This is a genomic window from Streptomyces sp. NPDC059166, assembly GCF_042755185.1.
Lineage (GTDB): Bacteria > Actinomycetota > Actinomycetes > Streptomycetales > Streptomycetaceae > Streptomyces.
Genome location: NZ_JBHZCI010000038.1, coordinates 14,053 through 32,940 on the forward strand (window position 1 = coordinate 14,053; position 18,888 = coordinate 32,940).

Genomic DNA, 18,888 nt, shown 5'->3' on the forward strand with positions numbered 1-18,888 from the left:
CCGGTCGATTCCGACCGGGGCCTTCGATCGTTCTCCGGCCACTTCCGCGCGGTTCCTCATGACGTTTGTCATGAGGAGTGGTGACAGCGCGCACTGCTCTTCGGCCTCTCCCGCCGGAAAGCTGGAAGCATGACCAGCGACGACATTCCCAGCGGCCTCACGAACGGCCCCGTGATCGAGGCGGACGGGGTCCACCGGCATTACGCCGACGGATTCGAGGCCGTGGCCGGGATCTCCTTCACCGTGGCACGCGGCGAACTCTTCGCCCTGCTCGGGACGAACGGCGCGGGCAAGACCTCCACCGTCGAACTCCTGGAGGGCCTGGCGCTCCCCACGTCGGGGACGGTCCGGATCCTCGGCCACGACCCGTACCGAGAGCGCTCCGCCGTACGGCCCCGTACCGGCGTGATGCTCCAGGAAGGCGGCTTCCCCTCCGACCTCACCGTCCTGGAGACCGCACGGATGTGGTCCGCGTGCACCACCGGCGCGCGGCCCGCCCCCGAGGCCCTGGAGATGGTCGGCCTGACGAGCCGCACCGGGGTGCGGGTCAAGCAGTTGTCCGGCGGGGAGAAGCGGCGCCTTGACCTGGCGCTCGCCCTGACCTCACGGCCCGAGGTCCTCTTCCTCGACGAGCCGACGACGGGGCTGGACGCGGAAGGGCGGAGGGACACCTGGGAGCTGATCCGGGCGCTCCGCGACGGCGGCACGACCGTACTGCTGACCACGCACTACCTCGAGGAGGCCGAAGCGCTCGCCGACCGGCTGGCGATCATGCACCAGGGGCGGATCGTGACCGCCGGGACGACCGCCGAGGTCACCGCCTCGCAGCCCGCGAGGATCCGGTTCACGCTGCCCGACGACGTACCGGCCGGCCGCCTTCCGCTCTCCTTGCGGGCCGCCGCGGAGGGGCAGCGGATCGAGATCCGCACCACGGGGCTCCAGGAGGCGCTGCACGAACTGCTCGGCTGGGCCCGGGAGTCGGGCGTACAGCTGATCGGACTCGACGCCCGCTCCGCCTCGCTGGAGGAGGCATTCCTCCAGATCGCGAACACGCAGCTCCGCTCCCGCGCCGACGACCCGCGACAGGCGGAGAGCCGGCGCGCCGGGTCCGGGAGGACCGCGGACGGCGGCCGGAACAAGTCGAAGAAGGTGACGGCATGACCACGCCCACCGCCCTCACGGGCGACCGCACGGCCCCCGGCCGCTCCCCGGCGCCGCCCTCGAAGGCATCCGCCTCCGCGCGACGGCTGGCCGCCCTGGCCCGCGCCGAACTGATGCTGCTGGTCCGCAACCGGTCGGCGATCTTCATGGCCCTGGTGCTGCCGGTGGCCATGGTCTTCTCGATCCGGGCCTCCCTGCGGCAGGTCGACCTCTCAGGCACCGGACTCTCGGTCGCGGGCGCCGCCCTCACCGGCGGTATCGGCATCGTGCTCGTCCAGGTCGTCTACATGAACCTCGTCACCGGGTACGTCACCCGGCGCGAGGAACTCGTCCTCAAGCGGCTGCGCACCGGCGAGATCACCGACCGCGAGATCCTGACCGCGACCGCGGTGCCCTCGCTCGCGCTGGCGCTCCTGCAGTGCGTGCTGCTGGTCGCGGCCGGCGCGATCGCGTTCGACCTGACGGCCCCGAAGCACCCCGCGCTGTTCCTGGTGGGTCTGGTGGTGGGCCTGGTGATGATGTCCGCCCTGGCGGCCGCGACCTCGGCGATGACCCGGACGGTCCAGACCTCGCAGCTCACCACGTTGCCGCTGTTCTTCGTCTCGCTCTTCGGCTCGGGGATCTTCGTCCCGCTGGACGTCTTCCCGGACAAGCTGGCCTCGGTGCTCGAACTCCTGCCTCTGACGGGTGTGATGACCCTCGTGCGGCAGGGCTGGCTCGGCGGGGTGGAGGGCGGCGACCTGCTGACGGCCGCCGCGGCGGCGCTGGCCTGGACCGCTTTCGCGGTGTTTGCTGTGCAGCGGTGGTTCCGCTGGGACCCGCGCGGCTGACGTGAGAGGGCTGAGGGGTGTGATCGGTCGGGTACGGGCCTGGAGACGCGACTGGCACAAGCGCAGCAAGCTCCAGCGCATCGATCTCTACAGCCGGGTGACTCTCTGCTCGGTGACCTGGTTCCTCGCGCTTTCATGGGGCTTCCTGCCTCTCCTGAAGACCCTGGACCGCGGCCCCGTGGCGACGGCCCTCGCGGGGGCCTTCCTCGCCGTCAACATCACCCAGTCCGTCGTGAGCAACCTCAACGTGACCGCCGCCTACGCGCACTACCGGGGCGTCGAACCGTTCCCGCCACGGCGGCTGCGGCTGTCCGCCGCGCTGCTGGCGGTGGCGACCGGCCTGGTCGTGGCGCTCGCGGCGACGGAGGCTGCCAGGGGGGAGGAACTGGCCCTGCTGGTCCTGGACCTCCCCGTGGCCTTCGCCATCCCGTACGTCCTGCTCGTGCCGGTCCGGGCGTTCCTCCTGCGGGCGGCGGCCTTCGGGCTGGTCGCCGTGGGACTGCTGGCCGTCGTGGGGGTGCCCGGCGGCCAGGTCTTCGGGGCCTCCGTCTCCCTGCTCGTCGTCGCCCTGCTGGTGCTCGTGTCGGCGAGGCCGAGCATCTGGAGCCTGACCGTGATGTGGCAGGCGGAGGAGGCGCGGCACATGCAGGCCAGGCTGGCGGTGGCGGAGGAACGGCTGCGGTTCGGCCGGGACATGCACGACGTGCTGGGCCGGAACCTGTCGGTGATCGCGCTCAAGAGCGAGCTGGCCGTGGAGCTGGCGCAGCGCGGCAACCCTGCCGCCAAGGACCAGATGATCGAGGTGCAGCGGATCGCCAGGGCCTCCCAGCAGGAGGTCCGCGACGTCGTACGCGGCTACCGCGAGGCCGACCTGCCCACCGAACTCATGGGAGCGCGGGGCGTGTTGCAGGCCGCCGGCATCGCCGTCACGGTCGAGGGCGCCGACGGCCCCGCGGGCATCGGGGCCCCTGCGGCCGTGCAGGCGGCGCTCGGCTGGGTGGTCCGGGAGACGGCGACGAACGTGCTGCGCCACGGCGATCCCCGCCACTGCTGGATCAGGCTCTCCCGGACCCGGGACGCGGTCGTGCTGGAGGTCGAGAACGACGGGGCCGGCGCTGCGGGCGGTCCCGGCCCTGACGGCGGCAGCGGCTCCGGCCTCGCCGGACTCAGCGAACGGCTCGGCGGGATCGGCGGCTCCGTCAGAGCCGGCCCCGCCGGAGACGACCGCTTCAGGGTGACGGCCACGGTCCCGCTCGGCGCACGCGTTCCCGACGCCCCTTCGGGGCTCACCGACCACACGGAGGAACGATGACCGGCGCTCAGCCGCTGAGAGTCCTGCTCGCCGACGACGAGCACCTGATCCGCGGGGCGCTCGCCGCGCTGCTCGCCCTGGAGGAGGACCTCGTCGTGGTCGCCGAGGCCGCGAGCGGCCCCGAGGCCCTGGCCATGGCGCTGGCGCACCGGCCGGACGTCGCCGTGCTGGATCTCCAGATGCCGGGCGCGGACGGTGTGAAGGTCGCCACATCACTGCGGGAGGAACTGCCCGGGTGCCGCACCATGATCGTGACCGGTCACGGCCGCCCCGGGCACCTGAAGCGGGCACTGGCGGCCGGCGTGCGGGGGTTCGTGCCCAAGACGGTCAGCGCACGCAAGCTGGCAGAGATCATCCGCACGGTGCACGCCGGAAACCGTTACGTGGACCCGGAGTTGGCAGCCGACGCGATCTCCGCCGGGGACTCCCCGCTGACCGCGCGTGAGGCCGAACTCCTCGAACTCGCGGCTGACGGCGCGTCGATCGCGGAGATCGCGGAGCGGGCCTCGCTGTCCCAGGGGACGGTGCGCAACTATCTGTCGGCCGCCGTCTCGAAGGTCGGTGCCGAGAACCGTCATGCGGCGGTGTGGCTCGCACGGGAGCGAGGTTGGGTATAGTAGGCATCGCGTTACGGCGCACGCGGACGTAGCTCAGTTGGTAGAGCGCAACCTTGCCAAGGTTGAGGTCGCCAGTTCGAACCTGGTCGTCCGCTCAAGTGAGAAGGCCCCGGTCCTCAGGACCGGGGCCTTCTTCCGTCACATCCCCTGCGGCGGCCAGCTCAGGCCGGTGAGGAGTTCGTACGCCTCCAGGTACTTGGCCCGGGTGGCGTCGACGATCTCCTGCGGGAGCGCCGGGGGCGGCTGCTCGCTCGCGCGGTCCCAGCCGGAGGCCGGTGAGGTCAGCCAGTCCCGCACGAACTGCTTGTCGTAGGAGGGCTGGGCCCTGCCCGGCTCCCAGCCCTCGGCCGGCCAGAAGCGGGAGGAGTCGGGGGTCAGCACCTCGTCCGCGAGGATCAGTTCCTCGCCACCGTCGGCGGTGGGCGCGAAGCCGAACTCGAACTTCGTGTCGGCGAGGATGATCCCGCGCTCACGGGCGACGTCCCGGGCCCGGCCGTAGACGTCGAGCGTCGCGCGGCGCAGCAGCGCGGCGGTCTCGGGGCCGACCTCGCGGGCCACCTCCTCGTAGCTGACGTTCTCATCGTGATCGCCGACCGCGGCCTTGGTGGCCGGGGTGAAGATCGGTGCCGGGAGCTCGGACCCGTCCACGAGGCCCTCGGGCAGTCCGATCCCGCAGACCGTACGGGACGCGTCGTACTCGACGAGGCCGGAGCCCGTCAGATAGCCGCGCGCCACACACTCCACCTGGACCATCCGCAGCGAACGGCAGACCAGGGTGCGGCCCGCCCAGTCGGCGGGGGCCCCCGCGGGGAGCTCCGTCGACAGCACGTGGTTGGGGGCGAGGTCGGCGAGCTGGTCGAACCACCACAGCGAGAGCTGGGTGAGCACGCGTCCCTTGTCGGGGATCTCGGTGGGCAGGACCCAGTCGTACGCGGAGATGCGGTCGCTGGCGACCATCACGAGGTCACCCGCCTCGTTCCGGTACAGGTCGCGCACCTTGCCGGTGTGCAGATGGGTGAGCCCCGGCACCTGCACAGGCTCGGGCTTTTCTACGAAACCGGACACGCTGCCTCCGCGTAGGTTGATCCAGGAGTCGTTCCGATTGTCGCGCATGCGGCCCGGTCACTCGGACAGGGGTGCCCCGGGGGACACCGACGGTGGCGGGCTCGCGCGGTCAGTCGCGCTTGCAGATCCGGTCGAGCAGGTTGGCTGTGGCCCGCTGGACGCGTGGGTCCACATGGCCGGGGCGGTCCAGCGCCGGGGACCAGGCGAAGGTGCCCGCGGCGAAGACGAGCGCTCCCGAGCGCGCGCGGTACAGCGAGGTCTCCTGGTGCCGGGTGACTCCGTCGACCGCCGTGTACGGGGAGTGCGCGAGCAGCATCCGGCTGTCGTGCTCGGGCAGGGCGGTGCGCGGGAAGTACCGGTCGGCCTCGCCGGCCACCAGGCCGTCGATCTCGTCGCCCTCGGCCGCGCCGGTCGCCTCCCACAGCCAGTGCCCGGCGTTCCGCACGACCAGCGGGTGCGGCTCCGGGACCCGGCCCGCGTACTGGATTCCGAGCAGCTGCTGTTCGGGGCGGTCGATCTCCCGCCAGAGCGCGGGCTTCCCCGGACCCCGGCGTTTGCGGCAGGTGAGCAGCCGGTCGGGCGCGCCGGAGGCGGACGGGCCGAGACCGACCTGCCAGTACATGGTGTTGGCCGAGAGGAAGACGAGCGAGGTGCCGGCGTCCCGTGCCTTCTCGGCGGCGCGGCGCATCGGTACCGACCAGTACTCGTCGTGCCCCGGGAAGACCAGGCCCCGGTAGCGGCTGGGGTCGACGCGGCCGGCGTGCAGGTCGCGGGCGTCGGCGTACGCGAGGTCGTAGCCGTAGCGCTCGGCCCAGCGGATGAAGTCGTAGGCGTGGCCGACGTGCAGGGGCAGGCCGGCGCCGGCGTAGGGCCGGTCGAAGGAGAGCGTGACCGCGGCGTCCTCCTCGCCCAGCAGCCGGCCCTCCTCGTCCCATGCGTGGTACAGACTCGCGCCGGTGCGGCCGTCCTCCGGGTAGAGGTTGTACGCCTGCCAGGTGACGTCGGGAAGCAGGAGCAGCAGGTCCGCCGGGTGATCGTCGCGAACCGTGAAGGGCACGTGCGAGCGGTGTCCGTCGGCGGTGGTGAGCACGGCCACGTAGGCACCGACCGACCAGTAGCTGGGAATCTGCAGGCGCCAGGAGAGCCACCAGTGGTGGCAGGAGACCGTCCGCTCCGCGGTCAGGGGCGCCGGCTGGACGATGCCGGAGAGCCGTGGGCTGGTGGTGATCTTGGCGGCCCCGTCGCCCCCGTAGTGCCCGATGCGGTAGACGTCGACGGAGAACTGCTGCGGAGGGTCCACGGTGATGTGGAAGTCGACCGCCTCACCGGGCGCGGCGGCGCCGGGGGAGACGAAGCCCTTGATCTGCTGGCGCACGTCGTCGGCGGTACGGGTGCCGCCGCCCGCACCGCCACGGCCGAGGTCCGGGTCCGCGTACCAGGGGACGACGTGGCCGGTGTCGTCGAAGTAGTTCTCGCTGCCTCGCAGCCAGGGGAGCGGGCCCTGCCCGAAGGGATCGCTCACGGCGTGCGCGAGGGCCCCCGACTCCCATCGCCGGATCTGCTCCGCCCCCATCCCGCACCCCTCCCTCGTCCCCCGGAAACCGCTGAAGGCGCCGGACACCGGCGCCACCCCCAGCACATCACATGACGCATGCGCTCCGTCACCATTCGTCGTGAATTGATGGGAACGGAGCTCACCGTTCCCTGCATTGACGGGGCATAGGTGACATTTCGTCATTCGGGTGGACGAACGACCGTGCAGTCCTGGGCGTCCCGGCGCGGACCGTACAAGCCTGAGCGTCCGGCGCGGACCGTACCGTCCCGGGCGTCCGGCGCCGACCGTGCGCCCCTCGGGTGTGCTGCTCCGTCGACAGGCCGTCCGTCGCCCGGCGCTCGCGGCCGCCGGCACTCGCCCGCTGGGCCCGGCGCGTTGTCCGGCCGTGGCGCCCGCCGTCCCGCGCATCCCGAGTCCCGCATCCCGAGTCCCGCGTGCCGCGTCGCGGAAGGGGCGCGGGACGGGCGCATGCCGTGCCCACCTGCTCCGTCAGCCCAGACGCACGGGCTTGTCGGTGCGCACCCCGACCGACATGAGCCAGGCGCGCAGCGGCTCGGCGTCGCCGTCCTCGACGAGGCTGAGCACCGGGGCGCCGAGGTCGGACCTTCGCCCGCCGTCGACCAGCAGCGCCGGGCCGTCGAGCCAGTCGAGCCCGGGCGCTGCTCCCGCGGTGTCCACCGCGGCGCAGCAGACCATGGCCACGACGTGGTCTGCCAGCAGTTCGGTGCCCGTGCGCGGCGGCTGGAGCGGAAGCAGCGGCAGCGCCGAGGGGTCCCACAGGTCCAGGGGGTCGCCGACGGGGGCACCGGCCGCGGCGCGGGGTCCGGGCGCCGCCGCCTCCTCCTCGCGGGCCACCGCGGCTCCGATCCCCGCCGCCAGCACCTCGCTGTCGGCGCCCGGGGCGGCGAGGTGGTCGATCACCCGCGCGAGGGTGGGGACCGCCGGGCTTCCGCTGTCCGTCACGTCCCGTACGCCGACCGGGACGTTCCTGGCCACCCCCATGCCGTCGAGAACGCGGTGCAGCCGCGCGGCCTCCGCGCGCCACTTCCGGTCCACGACCTCCTCCGGGTACTGCTGCCAGTCCACGGGCGCCCAGCCGGGCCCGGGCTCCGCCGGACCGCCGTGGAAGAGGCGGGCGGCGAGCAGCGATGCGGCCTCGTCGGCCGCGCCCGGTTCCTCGATCAGATCGCAGGCGGGGCGCTCGCCCAGCCGGGAGGTGAAGCCTTCGGCGAGCCGGTCACGCCGGGAGAGTTCCGTCAGCGCTGACACCACGCCCGCGTCCAGCCCGGACGGCCAGCGCCCCATGCGCCAGGCGGGCAGCGCGACCCGTGTGAGCAGCCGGTCCCAGCCCGCGTACGCCAGGCCCACCTGCTCCTGGGCGGCGATCCGCAGACCGTAGTCCACGTCCTGGGCGCGTCCCGAGGCAGCGGTGGCCACGGCGCGCTCCATCTCCGCGGCATGGCCGTGACAGCCCCGCAGCAGCAGCCGGGCGATCCATCCGGTGAAGGCCGAGGAGATCCGGCGGACGGCTCCCCGGCCGGGCAGAGCGGCGTCGGCGACCGCGGCGTCCAGGCCGCGTACGAACCGGCGGGCGGCGGCTATGTCGGGATGCGCGGACGGGCCGGTGCCCGCGACGACCGGGGCGAGCACCGCCCGCAGCTCGGCGACCCGCATCCACCAGAGGAAGGGGGATCCGATGACGAGCACGGGCGCCTCGGGGGCCCTGCGCCCCCGTCCGGGCGCCGCGAGACCCCTGAGCGCCTTCCCCGCAGGCCGGGCGGCGGGATGGGTGCGGTCCTCCAGCCAGCTGTCGCAGTCGGGGGTGAGCGCTATCGCCGAAGGTGCCGGGACGTCGAGCCGGTCCGCGAGGTCCCGGACCAGGCGGTAGAGATCGGGCGCCGCCGCCTCGGTCAGCGGGACGGTCGGGCTGACCGCGGGCCTCGCGCGCGCCACCGCGACGGCGACCGCCGCGGCGGTCAGCAGCACCACGACCGCGACCCCGGTCACCGCCCAGCTGACCGCGGACCACGCACCGGGGCCGATGTGCCCCTGGGCCCGCGCGACGAGCAGCACGACGGACGCGGCCGCCGGCAGGATCGCCAGCGCGGTGGCCCTGCTGCGGACGCGCAGCAGCGCCAGGGCTCTGGCCCGCGCTGCGTGCGCACCCAGCTCCTCAACCGAACCGGTACCGGACACGGCTGGACGTCACCCCCTCTGCCCCCGCGACGGTGTTGGTCACTCCCCCACTGTGGCACCCGTCACCGACATCGCAATGCCGGTGGGCCAAGTGCCCGAATACTTGCGCCGCACCCTAGTTGGGGCCTCGGCAGGCGTCATCCGGATGGCTGAGCCGTCACCCGATGGAATGGCTTTGGTCAAAGCTGCTGACGTGCGCGCCTCGGAGCGTTCGGCGATACGGCCAAGCATCCGCGCTCCACGGCGCAGGGGTCCGGAGCACCTGGGGGCGGCTGCTCCCGCCGGGGCGCGGCAGCCGCGCGTCCGCTGCGGTTCCGGCCCCCGGAGCGCCCTCTGACACGCCTGTGCCCGGCGCCTCCACCGGAGGGCCGGGCACGGGTACGGGCGGGCGTCAGGCCTCGTCGGCGGCCTTCCGGGCGATGTCCGTACGGTGCTGGGAACCGTCGAGCCGGATCCGGCCGACCGCGGCGTAGGCACGCTCGCGGGCCTGGGTCAGGTCCTTGCCCGTCGCGGTGACGGAGAGGACGCGGCCTCCGGCGCTCACCACCGTGCCGCCCTCCTGCCGCGTACCGGCGTGCAGGACGAACGCGTGGGGCGCATCCTGTGCCTCGACATCGGCGAGGCCCTCGATCGGGTCCCCGGTACGGGGGGTGCCCGGGTAGTTGTGCGAGGCGATGACCACGGTGACGGCGGCATCGTCGCGCCAGTTCAGCTCCGGCACGGTGTCCAGGGTGCCGTTGGCCGCGCCCAGGAGGACCCCGGCGAGCGGCGTCTGCAGACGTGCGAGGACCACCTGGGTCTCGGGGTCTCCGAAGCGGGCGTTGAACTCGATCACCCGTACACCGCGCGAGGTGATCGCGAGCCCCGCGTAGAGCAGGCCGGAGAAGGGGGTGCCGCGGCGGCGGAGCTCGTCGACGGTCGGCTGCAGAACGGTCTGCATCACCTCGTCGACCAGCTTCGGCTCGGCCCACGGAAGCGGGGAGTACGCGCCCATACCGCCGGTGTTCGGGCCCTCGTCGCCGTCGAGCGCGCGCTTGAAGTCCTGGGCGGGCTGCAGGGGAAGGACGGTGGTGCCGTCCGTGATCGCGAAGAGGCTGACCTCGGGGCCGTCGAGGAACTCCTCGATGACCACCCGGTCGCAGGCCAGGGCGTGCGCCCGGGCGGCCTCTACGTCCTCGGTGACGACGACCCCCTTGCCCGCCGCGAGCCCGTCGTCCTTCACGACGTACGGGGCGCCGAAGGCGTCCAGCGCCTCGTCGATCTCGGCGGGGGTCGTGCAGACGTAGCTGCGCGCGGTGGGGACGTTGGCGCCGGCCATGACGTCCTTGGCGAAGGCCTTGGAGCCTTCCAGCCGGGCCGCCTCGCGCGAGGGGCCGAAGCACGGGATGCCGGCTTCGCGCACGGCGTCGGCGACACCGGCGACCAGCGGCGCCTCCGGGCCGACGACCACCAGTTCGGCGCCCAGATCGGTGGCGAGGCGCGCGACGGCTTCACCGTCGAGTGCGTCGACCGGGTGCAGTTCGGCCACCTCTGCGATCCCGGCGTTGCCGGGGGCGCAGTACAGAGCGGTGACGTCGGGGTCGAGGGACAGAGAGCGGCACAGGGCGTGTTCGCGGGCGCCGCCGCCGATGACGAGGACCTTCACGGGGTGCAGCCTAGCCGCCGGGAAGCGGGCGCCTCGACGGGCGCCGGTCCGTGGACAGCCGGGGCGGGGAGCGGGCGCCTCGACAGGCCCCGGGCCATGGACTCCCGGGCGCCGACGCGGATCGCGTAGGAACCGGGGCGCGCCCGACGGGCGCTGCGGAGGGAGACCGGGAGTGTGGGAGACCGGGGGTGTTGTGGGAAGACGCGGGCTCGCGGCGCGGCCCTGCGGGGAGGCGCCGGCGGCGCGGCGGGGCCGGAGCAGCCGGTTGTTCGCCCCGCGCGAGGCGGGGCGGTGGGGTGCCCGAGCGGCCGTGGAGGAGACATCGGCGTCGGCCACGGGGGCCGTGCCGCCCACTACTCGTTGGTGAACTCCTCGACGACCGTGGCCCCCAGCTCGCGGACGATCAGGTCGTGGCCGGAGAGCGCCGAATCGACGAGGTCGGGGTCGTCCGCCTCCGCGGTGTCGTCCTCGGGAGCGACCGATCTCGGCGGCTCCGGGGCCGGACGGTCGTAGGCGGAAGGCGACTCCGGACGGCCGGGCCCCGACTGCTGCGCGGGTTGCTGCTGAGAGGACGGAGGCATGGCCGGAGCAGGGTCGGCCGGCCTCGGCTCGTACGGCTGGGCCGGGGCCGCGGGCGGGGGCTGGTACGGCGCGGCCGGAGGCCTGCCGCCCCCACCTCCTCCGCCGCCGGACTGCGGGGGCTGACCGCCACCGGAAGGATCGACGACCGCGTCGACCCGCCACTGGGCGTTGAACCGCTCGGCGAGGGCCTGCCTCAGCACCTCCTCGCTGCCGCTGCTCGAAAAGGTGTCACGGGCACCGGCGTTGAGGAAGCCGAGCTGCAGGGTGCTGCCGTCGAAGCCGGTGACCTGGGCGTTCTGGCTGAGCAGGATCCAGGTGAACCGACGACGGTTCTTCACGGCCTCGAGGATGTCGGGCCACATGTTCCGCACCTGGGCGGCACCCTGCGCCATGTCCTGGCCGCCGGGAGCGGGGGGCTGTGCGGCAGGAGCCTGAACCTGGGCGGCGGGAGCCGGGGCGGAGGCCGGGGCCGGCGTCTGCGGCACACCGCTGCCGGGCGTGGACGCGGTCGGCCAGCCGCCGGGCCGCCGGGCCGCACCTGCGCCGCCGCCCGAGCCGCTGCCGGGGCCTGCGGCCGCGGGCCAGGCTCCGGGCCGCTGGCCGGCGGGCGCGGAAGCCTGCTGAGCCGGTGCCGCTTCCTGTGGGCCGGGCTGGGGCTGCTGGGGCTGGGGCTGCGCGTACTGCTGCTCCGGCTGCTGGGCGGCGGGCGGTGCGGGGACGGCCGCGGGGGCGTCACCCGACGCCTCGCCCCGGACAGCCGCCCTGGCCGCGGCGGGACCCCCACCGGTGGGCATCCCCACACCGGGACCGTGCGCCTCGGGGCCGGGCACGTATCCCAGGGCGGGCCCGGCGCCGGGGGCCGCGAAGGAGGCTCCTCGCTCCAGCCGGTCGAGCCGGGCCTGGAGAGAGCGTTCGTCGTCGAAGGCGGCCGGCAGCAGCACCCGGGCGCAGATCAGCTCCACCTGGAGGCGCGGCGAGGTGGCGCCGCGCATCTCGGTGAGGCCGTCGTTGACCAGATCGGCGGCGCGGCTCAGCTCGGCCGCGCCGAAGACCGAAGCCTGTGCCTGCATGCGCTCCACCACATCGGCGGGCGCATCGATCAGCCCCTTGTCCCCGGCGTCCGGCACCGCGGCGAGGATCACCAGGTCACGCAGCCGCTCCAGCAGGTCGGCCACGAAGCGCCGCGGGTCGTTGCCGCCCTCGATCACCCGGTCCACGACCTCGAAGGCGGCCGCCCCGTCACCGGCGGCGAAGGCGTCCACGATCGAGTCCAGCAGGGACCCGTCCGTATAACCGAGGAGAGCGGTGGCCATGGCGTATGTCACACCGTCGTCGCCCGCGCCGGCCAGCAACTGGTCCATGACGGACATCGAGTCACGCACGGACCCTGCGCCCGCCCGCACGACGAGGGGCAGTACGCCGTCCTCGACATGGCTGTCCTCCTTGGCACACACCTCGCCGAGGTAGGTGCGCAGCGTCCCGGGCGGGACCAGCCGGAAGGGGTAGTGGTGCGTACGCGACCTGATCGTGCCGATGACCTTCTCGGGCTCGGTGGTCGCGAAGATGAACTTGAGGTGCTCCGGCGGCTCCTCGACCACCTTCAGCAGGGCGTTGAACCCGGCCGGGGTGACCATGTGCGCCTCGTCGATGATGTAGATCTTGTACCTGCTCGACGCGGGCCCGAAGAAGGCCTTCTCCCGCAGGTCACGGGCGTCGTCCACGCCTCCGTGCGACGCGGCGTCGATCTCGATCACATCGATGGACCCCGGCCCGTTCCGCGCGAGGTCCCGGCACGACTGGCACTCCCCGCAGGGGGTCGGCGTGGGCCCCTGCTCGCAGTTCAGGCAGCGGGCGAGGATGCGGGCGCTGGTCGTCTTGCCGCAGCCGCGCGGCCCGCTGAACAGATACGCGTGGTTGACCCGGTTGTTCCTCAGGGCCTGCTGCAACGGGTCAGTGACATGCTCCTGACCGATGACCTCGGCGAAGGACTCGGGGCGATAGCGGCGGTACAGCGCAAGGGACGACACACATACGAGGTTATCGGGGCGGACCGACAACCGGCCCCGCCCCGGACGGGGCGGCGGCCGCGTGACGCGGCGGGCAGCCCCCTGGGATCAGCTCCGGGGGCAGACACACCCCGGACACGCAAGGGCCCCCCACGCACCCGCCAGAGCCGACCTACCCTTGCTGCCTTCCGGCCCTGGGGGAGTTCAGTCAGATAGCGCCACGTGAGGGGCTGACGCCCACCTTAGCCGATCCCGACCCCCCGCCGTCCACCCGCACCCGGCCCCACCGCTCCCGGAGGAAGGTTCGGAACGATCTCCGGGGTACGTGTTCGCGAGCACCCTCCAACGTCTTGTATTGTTTGCGGCGGAGGATTCGCCTAGTGGCCTAGGGCGCACGCTTGGAAAGCGTGTTGGGGGCAACCCCTCACGAGTTCGAATCTCGTATCCTCCGCCATTGCTCTCACCGGGCAATACGTCGAAGGGCCCCACCGCTTGCGGTGGGGCCCTTCGGCGTTGGTGGTTGCAGTTCCGGTCTCATTCGTTTCCGACATAAGAGACATTCCATTCCGCCGACTTGCCGTCGCCGGGTCGAGTCACAGGACATCGCCTTCACTCGGAAGCGGGTTTCTGCCGACTCAGGACGCAGGCGTCCCCCGCGATCCGCCATTCTGGGTCTGTGCAGGACCGATTTCGGTCGGAGACCACCGGCACTCGTCTTTGTGAGGTGTCCCCATAGGCAAACCCAGCGGATCAACTCTGGCCACGTGGCTGAGTGATCTGGAAGTCGACCGGCTCGAGCGGGTCCTGGCAGCTCGCCCGGATGCCGTGTCCCTGCCTGAACCACGATCGTTCGGCGAACTCGCGGACCGCCTGCAGCGTCCGGCGTCGGTGGCCCCGGTGCTGCCCGGACTCGCGCTGCCACACCTGCAGGTGGCCGAGGCACTGGCAGCATTGGGGCCCGTTCCATGTGCCGCCCTGGCCGATCTGCTGGATGCGACCGGAACGGAGAGCACTCGCGGGCTGGACGCGGCCTTGGATGCGCTGGCCGACCGCGCACTCGTCTGGCCGGACGGCGAAGGGCTCCTGCGCATGGCGACGCCGTTGCGGCAGGCATGGGACTCGCCGCTGGGGCTGGACGCTCCGCTCACCCGGCTACTGGCGGACACGACCTCCGAGGAACTGCGCCGCATGCTGGTGGCCCTGGGCATCCCGCCGCCCGGCACCACCAAGAAGCATCGGCTGACCGCCCTGCTGGAACACCACAGCAATCCGGAGCGGGTGGCCGCGGTGATCGCTTCGGCGCCTGTGTCCACCCGGAAGCTGCTTGAGCGGCGAGCGTCTCACCAGGGTGAACCGGCTCAATCACCGGCGCGTCTGATCACGTTCAGGGCCCCGTCGGCCGACTCCGAGCCGGCTGCGCGCTGGGCACTGGAGCGGGGACTACTGATCCAGGACCGGTACTCCGGGTACGGATCCACCCGCATGCCCGCCGAGGTGGCGCTCGCACTGCGCGGAGCCGGCTGGCACGCCCCCTTCGATCCCGTCCCGCCCGTCGTGAGGACGGCGTCCGTCACCTCGGCGGAAGTGGACCGGGAGGCGGCAGCAGCCGCCACGGCGTTCGCCGCACATGCCGCGTCGGTTCTGGCGACGTGCTCCGCTGCTCCGCCGGTCCTGCTGAAGTCCGGCGGGATCGGAGCACGTGAGCTGTCCCGGATCAGCAAGGCGGCGCAGTGCGATGACATCGTCGTACGCCTTGTTCTGGAGACGGCGTACGACGCCGGGCTGCTGGCCCAGGACGGCGACCGGGTCGCGGCAACGGACGGCTACGACAACTGGGCGGAACGAGAACCGGCAGCACAGCTCACCGCGCTTCTCCACACCTGGCGGACGCTTCCGCTGACTCCGACCCAGGCCCGCGACGAGGACGGCAAGGTACTGCCCGCGCTCGCCGGAACACCGCCCTGCGGCGGCTGTCGACAGGCCCGGGAGGGGCTCCTCGCCGCCGCGGCGCAGCTCCCGGCGGACCGGGGAGTGCACAGCCCCGCGGAACTGGGGCCGCTGGTCGCCTGGCATCGCTCGCTCGCCGAGCAGCTCCCCCAGGACACCACGCCTTTCGCCACCGCGATCCGGGAAGCGGAACTGCTCGGGGTCGTCGCCCGCGGCGCCCTGTCCCCCATCGGTGCCGCTCTGCGGACCGACGACGCCGAAGCGCTGTCCGCCGCCTGTGAGCGGCTGCTGCCGACGGCCACCAGGGCAGCCCGTTTCGGGGCGGACCTCACCGCCGTCGTCACCGGCACACCGTCCGCCCGCCTCGCCGCTCTACTGGACTCCGTCGCTGACAAGGAAGTCGGTGGCACGGCATCGGTGTGGCGGTTCAGCCCCACAACCGTTCGCCGTGCCCTGGACACGGGCCGCACGGCGGATGCCATCGCGGCAGACCTGAGCGCCGTCGCGGTCGGCGCCCTCCCCCAGTCTCTGTCGTACCTGATCAACGACTCCGCACGCACTCACGGCCGTGTGCGCATCACCCCCGCTGCCTGTGTGATCCACAGCGAAGAACCGGCTCTCCTCGCCGAGCTCGTCACGCACAGAAAGCTCGCCGCCCTCGGCCTGCGCTTGCTGGCACCGACCGTGCTGGTCAGCCGGACCCCACTCGACAAGACCCTCGCCACGCTCCGGGCCGCCGGCTACGCCCCCGTTGCCGAGAGGGCCGACGGAACCGTACGCGTCGAAAAGACCCGGCGCCGACGTACCGCCGCACCGGCCCCGCCTCCTCCCCCACTCCCAGGCCAGCGGCGGCGTTCCGTGCCGACGGTGACTCCGGTGACAGTCGACCTGAGCACGCTGGCCGCCAGGCTGAGGGCCGCCCCGCCGATACTTCCGGCTCCCGACCCGTTCGGCACCGGGGTCCCCTACGGCACGGACACCGAGGAGATCGTCGCCGGATGCGCGAAGAACCTGGCGTACAGCGATGTCCGCCAGCTCGCCCATGCCATCGACTCCGGCACAGCCATCACGGTCGAGTACGTCGCCGCCTCGGGCAACCGGACCGTACGTACCCTCAGCGAGCTCGTGCTCGACCCGCCCTACTTGTATGCGTGGTGCCACCTGCGCGACGACGAACGGGTCTTCGCCCTCTCCCGCATCCACGACGTCATGCCCGGGTAGCCGGGATTCGCGTCGTGGTTCGGTGTCGGCCGGCCACTGCGGCGATGCCCCACGACCAAGCGCTGCGACGAGCCGCCACTACGATCGCCGACCATGGACTGGGTCGAGCGCACCGCACAGTTGAGACAGTGGACGAGGAGCGGGACGCGGGCTCCGCACAAGCCGTTGCTGTTCCTGTACGCGCTCAGCCGGTTCCAGCAGGATGCTGATGACGAGCTGTGGTACAGCGCCGTGGAGGAGGACCTGCGGGGACTGCTCGCCGAATACGGTCCTGGTAACCGGACGACGCCGGCCTATCCCTTCCATCACTTGGTGAGTGACGGCGTGTGGGAGGTGCGCACCGAGCGCGGACCGGGCAGCCCCGGGACCGGGGTCAGGGAACTGCGCGCAACCGGCGCCGCTGGGCGGCTGACGCCGGAGCTGAGGGCGGCGCTGCGGCGGGAGCCGTCTCTTCTCGGCCGGATGACACGGGTGCTGCTCGATCTGAACTTCCCGCCCTCCCTCCACGGCGAGCTGTGCGAAGCCGTCGGCCTGGAGCTGGAGGAGGCCGAGACCGCACTGCTCTCGGCCGAGCGCAGGCAGCGGGACCGGCGGATGCGGGAGATGGTCCTGACGGCGTACGAGTACCAGTGCGCCTTCTGCGGGTACGACGGCAGGATCGGCGCAGTGCCGGTCGGGCTTGAGGCCGCCCATGTGCGCTGGTGGGCGTTCGACGGACCGGACGACGTCGAGAACGGGCTGTGCCTGTGCTCGCTGCACCACAAGCTGTTCGACAAAGGCGTACTCGGTCTCGGCGAAGGCCACGGCAAGGGCCACCGCATCCTGGTCTCGCAGAGCTTCGTCGGCCACAGCACCGCCGCCCGCGAGCACGTCATCACGCTCGCCGGCCGTCCGCTCATCGGCCCCCAGCCGGGCGTCCGCCCCATCGCCGCCGCCCACCGTTCCTGGCACACCAGCCAGGTCTTCTACGGCAGCCCACGTCCCGCCACGACCGCCTGACCGCCGACCCGGCGGTCACGGGAATTGCACTGGTAAGGAGCGCGATACCAAGAGTATGGTCGCTTGTATGGCGACGAAGAAGGTAACGGTGACGATTCCCGAGGATCTCCTGGACGAGATCCGTGCGGAGGCGGCAGAACGGGGGATGTCGGCGTACGTCGCCGAGGCGCTGCGCTTCAAGCGCGACCGGGACCGGCTGCGGGAGCTGTCGGACTGGCTGCAGGAGGAACACGGTCCTCTCACCGAGGAAGAGCGCACCACAGCGTTCGAGGAGTTGGAGGGCCTCGACGCCGAGCATGAGCGCCGGAGCGCCACCGGAAAGCACGGCGCCGGAGAAGCCGCGTGAGGAAGCGGTCCGGCGAACCCGGGCAGCGGCAGCTACGCGTCTTCGTACTCGACTGCGAAGCCCTGTCCCTGGCCGTACGCGGCGACCGGAAGATGATCGCGTGGCTCGATCTCGCAGCCCGGGGTGAAGCCGAGGTCGTCACGTCTCCGATGACGCTGGTCGAGGCGTACGACGGCAGAACCACGGAGCAGCGCTGGGACTGGGTACTCTCCCGGCTCGAAGTCGCTGAGATCGGGAAGGACGAGGCCCGCCAGGCCCGCCGCCTGCTGGCGGATGCCAATCTGCACGGCCACAAGTACGCGATCGACGCGATACTCGCCGTCATCGCGCGCCAGCAGAAGGGGCAGGTCACCGTCTTCACCTCGGATGTGGACGACCTGGAGAGGCTGGTTCCGGAGTCGATCGTCGTCAAGAAGGTATGACCCGGCACTCCGGTCTCACTTCTGGTCTCATTCACGCCTGTCCAGTGCCGTTCGGCATCCGTCCGATGCCCGGCTCCGTCCCAGGTCAGAACAGCCCCGCCCCACTCCGAACCGTCGGACGAACATGTGGAAAGCGTGTTGGGGGCTACCCCGTGTTGGCGGTTCACCCCCCGGGTGACGGCTGCCGTGGAGTTCGCCGGATGCTCGCTCGAGACATCTGGATATCCAGCGAGATATACTCGCTGCGCGAGTTGATATCACCGGAGGTGCTCGATGAGTCGCACAGTGATCGACCTCGACGACGAACTGCTGGCCGACGTGGCTCAAGCGCTGGGGACCGGCACCAAGAAGGAGACGGTCAACACTGCTCTGCGCGAGGTACTCGAGAACCGCCGACGGGCTCTCGCTCTGACTCGGTTGCGGGCCGCAGCGGGCGAGGGTGGCTTCGATCTGGATGTCTTCGAGGACAAGAGGGACTACCGGCGGTGAGCGCGGCACAGTTCCTGATCGACACCAGCGCCCTCGCCCGATTCTTCCGCGACGAGGCCGAACAGTACGGCTGGGATCAGGCCGCCACGGCAGGGCTCATCGCGACCTGCCCCATTACCGAGCTGGAGTTCTTCTACAGCGCCCGCTCCGCCGCAGACCGTGCGCGCGGCATCGAGGACATGCGGCTGCTGTTCGGCTGGGTGCCCGTCGATGACCGCGCGTACGTCCGTGCCTGGCAGGTTCAGGAGCTGCTGACCCAGCGCGGTCAGCACCGTAGTGCCGGAGCTGTTGACCTCGTCGTTGCCGCCACCGCGGAACTCCAGGGACTTACCCTCCTGCACCGCGACCACGACTTCGAATGCATCGCCGCCATCACCGGCCAAGCCATGCAGTGGTACGGCCCCAGGGCCGGTAAATGAACGCGCGCCCGGTCTCACCTCTGGTCTCATTCGCAGGCGTACACCACCGTTCGGCACGCCTGTAGCCGCTGGCTCC

Annotated in this window: 15 protein-coding genes, 2 tRNA genes and 1 other RNA gene; 12 read left to right on the forward strand and 6 right to left on the reverse strand. The window is 72.2% G+C overall.

Annotated features, from left to right (window positions below; genetic code table 11):
* Window positions 1-129 precede the first annotated feature (129 nt).
* From ACFXOA_RS25270 to ACFXOA_RS25290, 5 genes are all read left to right on the forward strand, one after another.
* Entirely contained in the window at window positions 130-1,161 is a 1,032-nt protein-coding gene (locus ACFXOA_RS25270; RefSeq protein ID WP_385032859.1) for an ABC transporter ATP-binding protein, read from the forward strand.
* Window positions 1,158-1,991: an ABC transporter permease gene (locus ACFXOA_RS25275; protein ID WP_385032862.1), complete on the forward strand. Its 834-nt coding sequence runs from the start codon at window positions 1,158-1,160 to the stop codon at window positions 1,989-1,991. Before ACFXOA_RS25270 ends, ACFXOA_RS25275 begins: the two co-directional genes overlap by 4 nt.
* A gap of 1 nt (window position 1,992) precedes the next feature.
* A complete protein-coding gene (locus tag ACFXOA_RS25280; protein WP_385032865.1) occupies window positions 1,993-3,303 on the forward strand; it encodes a sensor histidine kinase in 1,311 nt (436 codons plus the stop codon).
* Complete coding sequence (locus tag ACFXOA_RS25285; RefSeq protein WP_385032868.1) at window positions 3,300-3,920, forward strand: response regulator; 621 nt, start codon at window positions 3,300-3,302, stop codon at window positions 3,918-3,920. The genes ACFXOA_RS25280 and ACFXOA_RS25285 overlap by 4 nt, the downstream gene beginning before the upstream one ends.
* Window positions 3,921-3,942: 22 nt before the next feature.
* Window positions 3,943-4,015: transfer RNA gene (locus ACFXOA_RS25290), tRNA-Gly, on the forward strand.
* Window positions 4,016-4,058: 43 nt separating this feature from the next.
* Here ACFXOA_RS25290 and ACFXOA_RS25295 read toward each other — a convergent pair.
* The 6 genes from ACFXOA_RS25295 to ffs form a co-directional block, all read right to left on the reverse strand.
* Window positions 4,059-4,985, reverse strand: coding sequence for a phosphoribosylaminoimidazolesuccinocarboxamide synthase (locus tag ACFXOA_RS25295; protein WP_385032984.1), 927 nt, complete (start codon window positions 4,983-4,985; stop codon window positions 4,059-4,061).
* Window positions 4,986-5,094: 109 nt separating this feature from the next.
* On the reverse strand, window positions 5,095-6,558 hold the full coding sequence (locus ACFXOA_RS25300) for a N,N-dimethylformamidase beta subunit family domain-containing protein (RefSeq protein ID WP_385032871.1): 1,464 nt from the start codon (window positions 6,556-6,558) through the stop codon (window positions 5,095-5,097).
* Window positions 6,559-7,029: 471 nt separating this feature from the next.
* Window positions 7,030-8,736, reverse strand: a complete 1,707-nt coding sequence (locus ACFXOA_RS25305) for a hypothetical protein (RefSeq protein ID WP_385032873.1) — start codon at window positions 8,734-8,736, stop codon at window positions 7,030-7,032.
* 391 nt (window positions 8,737-9,127) lie between these two features.
* Complete coding sequence (gene purD / locus ACFXOA_RS25310) at window positions 9,128-10,381, reverse strand: phosphoribosylamine--glycine ligase (protein ID WP_385032876.1); 1,254 nt, start codon at window positions 10,379-10,381, stop codon at window positions 9,128-9,130.
* A gap of 353 nt (window positions 10,382-10,734) precedes the next feature.
* A complete protein-coding gene (locus ACFXOA_RS25315) occupies window positions 10,735-12,990 on the reverse strand; it encodes a DNA polymerase III subunit gamma and tau (RefSeq protein WP_385032879.1) in 2,256 nt (751 codons plus the stop codon).
* A gap of 117 nt (window positions 12,991-13,107) precedes the next feature.
* An RNA gene (ffs, locus tag ACFXOA_RS25320) (signal recognition particle sRNA small type) lies at window positions 13,108-13,204 on the reverse strand.
* 131 nt (window positions 13,205-13,335) lie between these two features.
* Here ffs and ACFXOA_RS25325 point away from each other — a divergent pair.
* The 7 genes from ACFXOA_RS25325 (at window position 13,336) to ACFXOA_RS25355 (ending at window position 18,812) form a co-directional block, all read left to right on the forward strand.
* Window positions 13,336-13,423, forward strand: a tRNA-Ser gene (locus ACFXOA_RS25325).
* Between the two features lie 278 nt (window positions 13,424-13,701).
* On the forward strand, window positions 13,702-16,137 hold the full coding sequence (locus tag ACFXOA_RS25330) for a helicase-associated domain-containing protein (RefSeq protein ID WP_385032987.1): 2,436 nt from the start codon (window positions 13,702-13,704) through the stop codon (window positions 16,135-16,137).
* Between the two features lie 93 nt (window positions 16,138-16,230).
* Window positions 16,231-17,136, forward strand: a complete 906-nt coding sequence (locus tag ACFXOA_RS25335; RefSeq protein WP_385032883.1) for a phosphorothioated DNA-binding restriction endonuclease — start codon at window positions 16,231-16,233, stop codon at window positions 17,134-17,136.
* Window positions 17,137-17,203: 67 nt separating this feature from the next.
* Window positions 17,204-17,482, forward strand: a complete 279-nt coding sequence (locus ACFXOA_RS25340) for a CopG family transcriptional regulator (protein ID WP_385032886.1) — start codon at window positions 17,204-17,206, stop codon at window positions 17,480-17,482.
* On the forward strand, window positions 17,479-17,904 hold the full coding sequence (locus ACFXOA_RS25345; protein ID WP_385032889.1) for a type II toxin-antitoxin system VapC family toxin: 426 nt from the start codon (window positions 17,479-17,481) through the stop codon (window positions 17,902-17,904). The genes ACFXOA_RS25340 and ACFXOA_RS25345 overlap by 4 nt, the downstream gene beginning before the upstream one ends.
* A 273-nt stretch (window positions 17,905-18,177) precedes the next feature.
* Complete coding sequence (locus ACFXOA_RS25350) at window positions 18,178-18,393, forward strand: type II toxin-antitoxin system VapB family antitoxin (RefSeq protein ID WP_099173112.1); 216 nt, start codon at window positions 18,178-18,180, stop codon at window positions 18,391-18,393.
* Window positions 18,390-18,812 (forward strand): PIN domain nuclease, encoded by a 423-nt coding sequence (locus ACFXOA_RS25355; RefSeq protein WP_385032892.1) that lies wholly within the window; start codon window positions 18,390-18,392, stop codon window positions 18,810-18,812. Before ACFXOA_RS25350 ends, ACFXOA_RS25355 begins: the two co-directional genes overlap by 4 nt.
* Window positions 18,813-18,888: the final 76 nt, after the last annotated feature.

What these genes read in the sequence shown, in the direction of transcription:
- ACFXOA_RS25270 (WP_385032859.1), top strand. Translation starts at nt 130, where the DNA reads ATGACCAGCGACGACATTCCCAGCGGCCTCACGAACGGCCCCGTGATC.
- ACFXOA_RS25335 (WP_385032883.1), top strand. Translation starts at nt 16,231, where the DNA reads ATGGACTGGGTCGAGCGCACCGCACAGTTGAGACAGTGGACGAGGAGC.
- ACFXOA_RS25340 (WP_385032886.1), top strand. Translation starts at nt 17,204, where the DNA reads ATGGCGACGAAGAAGGTAACGGTGACGATTCCCGAGGATCTCCTGGAC.
- ACFXOA_RS25300 (WP_385032871.1), bottom strand. Translation starts at nt 6,558, where the DNA reads ATGGGGGCGGAGCAGATCCGGCGATGGGAGTCGGGGGCCCTCGCGCAC.
- ACFXOA_RS25285 (WP_385032868.1), top strand. Translation starts at nt 3,300, where the DNA reads ATGACCGGCGCTCAGCCGCTGAGAGTCCTGCTCGCCGACGACGAGCAC.
- ACFXOA_RS25350 (WP_099173112.1), top strand. Translation starts at nt 18,178, where the DNA reads ATGAGTCGCACAGTGATCGACCTCGACGACGAACTGCTGGCCGACGTG.
- ACFXOA_RS25275 (WP_385032862.1), top strand. Translation starts at nt 1,158, where the DNA reads ATGACCACGCCCACCGCCCTCACGGGCGACCGCACGGCCCCCGGCCGC.